Source organism: Methylobacterium sp. WL8 (assembly GCF_008040045.1).
In the GTDB taxonomy this organism is placed as follows: Bacteria; Pseudomonadota; Alphaproteobacteria; order Rhizobiales; family Beijerinckiaceae; genus Methylobacterium; species Methylobacterium cerastii.
Window position 1 is genome coordinate 1 of record NZ_VRVF01000137.1, and the last position, 5,719, is coordinate 5,719.

Below are 5,719 nucleotides of genomic sequence, written 5' to 3' on the forward strand. Positions count from 1 at the left end.
ACTCAATAACGCCATGTCGATCACTCCATGACCCCCCGACCAAAAAGCCAGGGGTGGGTTCAGACACGGGTCACTTCTCGATGGAAACTTCCGGCTCCGCCGGGTCAACTCTCAGCGGAAATCAACACCCAAGCCTTCATTGCGCTCTGGAACGCCGCCCGCGGGCTTCTCTACGACGACACGGTTGGGGTCTCGGGGCGGCTCTACATCGACACCCGAGAAGATGACGACGGCAAGGTGCTTGTCGCCAAGGCGCGAAGCCTCCGGGCCATCGCGAAGCAGTGGCAGGCGCCGACGCTGTTGCTTGATGCCACGTTGCCCAGCCTGGACATCCTGCGGGCGTTCTATCCGCAGATCGAGGCTGCCCCCGCCATTGAAGCGACCATGCCGCACGTCCGCGTGCGCCAGGTGATCGACGCGCCGGTTGCAGCTCGGAAGCTCGCCCTCGGCGAGGACGGCAGCGCAGGCCGCAACATACGCGCCGTGCGATACGAGATCCTGCGCCGGTTCATCGACCTCGGCCGCGCGCCCATCCTCGTGATCGCGCAGAAAGCCGTCTCGGAATGGCTTCGGACGAACGGCCTCCCGGACGGGATCGCGACCGAGCATTTCAACAACGTCGCCGGCCTGGACCAGTACCGCGCCGTCCGCGGGCTTATCGTCGTCGGTCGCACCCTGCCCTCGCCGGTCGCGGTCGAGGCGCTGGCCGGTGCCGTGACAGGCCGAGAGGCCGACCTGATCCCGGCGGGCGAATGGTATCCGAAGCCGGTCCGCGGCTTGCGCACCCGAGACGGGAAGCCGGTCGGCCTCGAATGCGAGACCCACCCCGATCCGATCGCGGACGCCTGTCGCTGGCAGATCTGCGAAGGCGAGCTGATGCAGGCGATCGGCCGGGCGCGCGGCGTCAACCGGACCGCCGCCGACCCACTCGACATCGACATCATCGCCAACGTCGTCCTGCCCCTGACGGTCGATGTTGCTGAGGCTTGGAACCCCGCAGGCGAGGAGACCGAGATGCAGGTTGAGGGGATCTGCCTCAATAGTCCTGCCGACATGACGGCAGCTTGGCCGGGTGTCTGGCCGAACACCGAGATCGCTAAAAAGTGGCGCCAGCGCCGCGAAGCCGAACCGGGCCACACGGGGACAAATCCCTATAAGGAAGACTCTTATATAGGGAAATGTCCCCGTGTGGCGTTTCGCTACCAGCGGCCGGGCGCTCGGCAGAAATGGCGGACGGGAGCCTACGACCCCGCCGTCGTCCCCGACCCGCGGGCATGGCTGGAAAGCCGCCTTGGGCCTTTGTCCAGCTTCCATATCGAAGAGACTGCCGAGCCGAGCGCGTCGCCGGCCGCCGATCGCCAGCCAGCCCGATCTGCGGCGCCGCACTGGCATCGCGCCATCGACTGCGACCCTGGCCTCGTCGTCCGCGCCTGGCTCCGCCGCGCAGCTCCGGCCCACCGCTTCCCGCCGCCCGCCTACAGCCGCCGCCCGGCCGAGCGGCACGCCGCGCTCTGATGCTTGGCCAAGGAGACCCCATGCCTTCGACCCACGACCGCCTCATCGCTGCCGTCCGCGCCATCGAAGCCCGCGCGGTCCGCTACTCCTCGGAAATGACCGCCGGGGGATCTCAGACCCTCGCCATTGCCGCGGCGCTCACCCGTCGAGCCGGCGCCTCCCCTCAGACTGTCGGCAACATCCAAAGGACGCAGGCATGAGTGTCCACATCTCCACCACCCGCCAAGCCATCGCCGGCATCTTCGACCGGCACGACCGGGTCTTCCTGGCCTTCAGCGGCGGCAAGGACTCCGCTGCCCTCGCCCATCTCTGCCGACCCTGGCGCGACCGCCTCACCCTCCTTTGGATGAACACGGGCGCCGCCGCGCCTTTCATGCGCGATCACGTCCTGAGCCACCGCGCCGACTTCGAGGTGATCGAGTTGCACCCGGATCGGCCCATGATCGAGAACTGGCAGGAGTGGGGCATCCCGGCCGACCTGATCGCCGTCGAGAACCTTGCGACCGTCGCCTGGCGCGAGCCGAAGGTGCAGCCATGGCTCGCATGCTGTGCCGTCCACCGGCTGCAACCGGCCATCACCTTCATGGAAAGCGTTCGCGGCCCCTGCCCTCTGCTGATTGGACAGCGCAGCGCCGATAAGGGCGGCACTGTCGCCGGTCTCGCCAGCGCGTTCCCCGCGCACGTCGAGGTCGCCATGCCGTTGTGGACGTGGACCGACGCGGAGGTGCGGACCTTCGTCGCCGAGCAAGGTATCCGCCTGCATCCGCACCATGCCGAGTGCCCAACGAGCATCGAGTGCGTTCGCTGCCCGGCCAACCTCTCGGCCGAGAAGCTGCGCCTCCTAGATCGCCTCTATCCCGACGATGCCGCCTTCGCTCGCAACGCAGCCCGCTACACGCTCGCCGCCGCTGCCGCCAAGGCAACCGAGGCACTGAACGTCATCAACGGCACGGGCCTAGCCCAGAGGGAAATTCGAGCATGACGCCCACCGAACGCGCCGCCTACAACGCCGGCCTTCGCGCTGCCATCCACGCCGCTCGCACCACTGCAATCACGATGGAGACTGCACCGGGTTCGACGGACGTGCGTAAGCAGGCCGCGGTCGCTGCGCTCTACGCCTTCGCTGAGAGCGCCGAGACGCTGGCCCTCGCACCAATGGGTGCGCCATCGGAGCCCGCATCGTGAAAACTCTTAGCCGTTGCTATATTCAGTCCGTTCGGCCGACGCGCCGCGGTATTCCCGCGGTTTTTACCGCGGGCGACCTTGAGGTGAAGCGATGACAGCGAGGGGTAGACCCTTCGGCGAGGACAACCCTGGCAACCCAGCGGGGCGGCCTAAGGGCGCTCGCCACCGCACGACGCTGGCGATGGAGGCTCTGCTAGAGGGCGAGGCCGAGACCCTGACCCGGAAGGCCATCGAACTCGCCTTGGACGGCGACGGCCCGGCGCTGCGCCTCTGCATGGATCGCCTCGCACCGGTCCGGAAGGACCGCCACGTCCAGTTCGACCTGCCGGCGATCGACACCACTGCCGACCTACCGAAGGCCACGCACGCGCTCCTGCAAGCCATCGCTGCCGGCGAGCTAACCCCGTCCGAGGCCGCCGACATCGGCAAGGCTGTGGACGCCCACGTCCGAGCCATCGAGGTCACGGACCTGCACCAGCGCCTCGCGCGCCTTGAGGAAGGAATGCAGCAATGACCTCCCGCGTGATCGACCTCCGCCTGCGCAAGATCGAGAAGCAACGGCACGCCAACCGCTTCGACCGCTTATCCGAGGAGGAGTTGAACGATGAGATCAACCAGGGGCTTGCCGTGGTGTGCTTCGGCTTCCCATCGGTCAACGCCGCCGCCGAGGCGTTCCGGGCCTCGCCCAGCCTCGAAGACCATCACCTCGCCGAACAGCTTGATTGGTACATCGGCTATGTCGCCGAGGAGCGTGCCGCCGGCCGGATGAACTGAAGGCGGGCTGGTGTCGGCGCTCCCGCAGCAACCGCCCATCAGGCGACGGGCCTGACATCCACGTCGAGGACTGGCAGGCATGGGTCGCCGATGGTCTCGGCATCGTCACCAACGGCGTGCTGTGCGTTACCGGACCTGAACTGACGGCCGACGAGTGGGCGGCACGTCACGTCACGGAGCACTGATGCCCTCGACTCGATGGAGGCTCCTTCGAGGCTAACTGCGCCGTCGTCTATCCAACTGCCGGGTTACGAGGCGCGCCTGCAGCCTTCGTCACCTTGCGACGTTGCGCTGCCTCCCGGCGTTTCGCTTGCTCACGCGCCAGGACGCGAAATTTCTGGGGCGGGACGCCGTATCGTGCTGCAAACGTCCGACTGAAGTGGTGTTGTGACGAAAATCCAGCTTCCTTGGCAATTTTCTTAAGGTCGCCAAACGCTGTTATGTCGGCAGAGAGTAATTCTATGCACTTATCGAGCCGGCGCCTGAGGATGATTTCTCTAACACCCCCTGATTGTTCCAAGATTCTGTACAAGGTCGATCGCCCAATCTCAAAGTATCCTTGGATGAGCTTGGGATTTAAATTTCTATCTCCCAAATGGCTATCGATGAACGCCATGACCGCGGTAAGCAGTTCGTCGTTCCCATGTAAAAACGCAAAATTTGGCTTATCCGGCATGTCGCAGACTATCACATCAAAGTTCGCCGGCCACGGAAGGGGATTTCTGGAATACTCGCTGATGCGTGTCAATCGCGGCATGGTGATCCGCAGATCCTAAATTTCTGCTGGTACGTCCAGATCATGCTTCGAATAGTTCTCTCTCTGCAAGCAGCTTTTTGCTCAGTGCAATGGACGAGACCTTCATCCTGATCGCTGCTGGTAGCAGGTTTCCGACGATGTGAACCCCTTGGGTTGCTATGGCACCAAGCGCTTGTAAAAGTCAGTCACGGTCGATCATTCGATGGTAGCAGGTCCACGCTGCCAAGGATGGTCCGTCAGTACCTATAGCCGAGGACGATGATCCAGGCTGCGCTCGATCTTCATACTCGGCATCGGCCCATGGTGAACCGAAGCATCCTTCTTGATGGTACGAATGCCTCTACGCTTTGCTCGATAGCCCTTCGCAGATTAGTTCATCCATTCAACTTATGCGTGCATGCAGCCGTTGGCTTATCCATCTCGGTCTAGAGTCACGGCATAACTGAGGCGGCTGAACCCCTGCAAATCACGCAGCCGTGATTGCAACGTTGTAAATTAGTCGCTGTCACGCCGGAAATAACGCCCTCCCGCAGTTTGGGACGCATGGCCAATTACAAATCTAGCCGAACCGCTAAAGCCTAGGACAACAGGCCGAAGAGGCCGTGATCCGATTGCGTAGGGGTAGGCACATGGCACAGCGGACATCGAACGGGCGGGCGCTGCATCGGGCGTACGTGGCCTCGACGGCGCTGGTGGGGATCTCGATCCGGTCCACTGAGCGGCCGACCGTGCTGCATCTGGCTGCCTCAGCGTCCCTCATCCGCGAGCGCATCGCCCGCCTGCTGACCCTCGCGGTGGAGGCCCCGGCCTCGTTGCTGGAGCGGCTGAACTCCCTGCGCTCGGCGCGGGTGCGCAAGGTGCGCCCGGCAGCGCGGATCGGGCGACGGCGTCTAGCCGTCGCGGCCGCGCTTGCCGGCATCGGAACGGCAGTGATCGGAACCGCTCAGGCCGCATGCACTGGCACGGCCTGCGTCGTCACCACCAACGCGGATACCCTGGGCGGCGCAAATGCCTCGCTCCGCGACGCCATCGTCTACGCCAACGCCAACCCGGGCACGACCATCACGTTCGGCATCGCGAACCAGACGATCACGCTTGCGAGCGAACTACCGCTGATCCTCGGCAACAACACCGTGATCGACGGCGGCACCAACAACATCACCGTGAGCGGGGGCTCCACGAGTGCGACAACCGGCTACCGTATGTTCTTCGTCGGCGATGCCGGGCAACTCGGCGGTGCCACTACCAACGCTACAATCGAGAACCTGACCATCACCAACGCGAACGCGCGCGGCGGCAACGGCGGCGGGTCGGGCCGTGGCGGCGGAGGTAGCGGTCTCGGCGGCGCGATCTTCGTGAGCTCGACCGGCAATCTAACCCTGACGGGTGTCGGTTTGGCGTCGAACCAGGCAACCGGGGGGAACGGCTCAGGTGGCGGCATCGGCGGCGGCGGCGGCGGCCTCGGCGGCAACGGCGGCGGGACAGGTT

Annotated in this window: 7 protein-coding genes and 1 pseudogene; 7 read left to right on the plus strand and 1 reads right to left on the minus strand. The window is 64.9% G+C overall.

Annotated features, from left to right (window positions below; all coding sequences use genetic code 11):
• Positions 1 to 27 precede the first annotated feature (27 nt).
• The 6 genes from FV234_RS24995 (at position 28) to FV234_RS25020 (ending at position 3,474) form a co-directional block, all read left to right on the plus strand.
• On the plus strand, positions 28 to 1,515 hold the full coding sequence (locus tag FV234_RS24995) for a hypothetical protein (RefSeq protein WP_147832338.1): 1,488 nt from the start codon (positions 28 to 30) through the stop codon (positions 1,513 to 1,515).
• Positions 1,516 to 1,535: 20 nt separating this feature from the next.
• Entirely contained in the window at positions 1,536 to 1,715 is a 180-nt protein-coding gene (locus FV234_RS25000) for a hypothetical protein (protein WP_147832339.1), read from the plus strand.
• Complete coding sequence (locus tag FV234_RS25005; protein WP_147832340.1) at positions 1,712 to 2,497, plus strand: phosphoadenosine phosphosulfate reductase family protein; 786 nt, start codon at positions 1,712 to 1,714, stop codon at positions 2,495 to 2,497. The genes FV234_RS25000 and FV234_RS25005 overlap by 4 nt, the downstream gene beginning before the upstream one ends.
• Positions 2,494 to 2,700: a hypothetical protein gene (locus FV234_RS25010; RefSeq protein ID WP_147832341.1), complete on the plus strand. Its 207-nt coding sequence runs from the start codon at positions 2,494 to 2,496 to the stop codon at positions 2,698 to 2,700. Before FV234_RS25005 ends, FV234_RS25010 begins: the two co-directional genes overlap by 4 nt.
• A 91-nt stretch (positions 2,701 to 2,791) precedes the next feature.
• A complete protein-coding gene (locus FV234_RS25015; protein WP_147832342.1) occupies positions 2,792 to 3,214 on the plus strand; it encodes a DUF5681 domain-containing protein in 423 nt (140 codons plus the stop codon).
• Positions 3,211 to 3,474, plus strand: coding sequence for a hypothetical protein (locus FV234_RS25020; protein ID WP_147832343.1), 264 nt, complete (start codon positions 3,211 to 3,213; stop codon positions 3,472 to 3,474). Before FV234_RS25015 ends, FV234_RS25020 begins: the two co-directional genes overlap by 4 nt.
• A gap of 232 nt (positions 3,475 to 3,706) precedes the next feature.
• On the opposite strand, the gene FV234_RS25025 is transcribed toward FV234_RS25020, so the two are convergent.
• Positions 3,707 to 4,231, minus strand: a complete 525-nt coding sequence (locus tag FV234_RS25025) for a helix-turn-helix domain-containing protein (protein ID WP_147832344.1) — start codon at positions 4,229 to 4,231, stop codon at positions 3,707 to 3,709.
• Between the two features lie 629 nt (positions 4,232 to 4,860).
• Here FV234_RS25025 and FV234_RS27020 point away from each other — a divergent pair.
• Positions 4,861 to 5,719: pseudogene (locus FV234_RS27020) on the plus strand (hypothetical protein); the annotation flags it as partial.

Bases quoted from the DNA above. Each gene is read 5' to 3' on its own strand.
- FV234_RS24995 (WP_147832338.1), top strand. From the start codon at position 28: ATGACCCCCCGACCAAAAAGCCAGGGGTGGGTTCAGACACGGGTCACT.
- FV234_RS25000 (WP_147832339.1), top strand. From the start codon at position 1,536: ATGCCTTCGACCCACGACCGCCTCATCGCTGCCGTCCGCGCCATCGAA.
- FV234_RS25005 (WP_147832340.1), top strand. From the start codon at position 1,712: ATGAGTGTCCACATCTCCACCACCCGCCAAGCCATCGCCGGCATCTTC.
- FV234_RS25010 (WP_147832341.1), top strand. From the start codon at position 2,494: ATGACGCCCACCGAACGCGCCGCCTACAACGCCGGCCTTCGCGCTGCC.
- FV234_RS25015 (WP_147832342.1), top strand. From the start codon at position 2,792: ATGACAGCGAGGGGTAGACCCTTCGGCGAGGACAACCCTGGCAACCCA.
- FV234_RS25020 (WP_147832343.1), top strand. From the start codon at position 3,211: ATGACCTCCCGCGTGATCGACCTCCGCCTGCGCAAGATCGAGAAGCAA.
- FV234_RS25025 (WP_147832344.1), bottom strand. From the start codon at position 4,231: ATGCCGCGATTGACACGCATCAGCGAGTATTCCAGAAATCCCCTTCCG.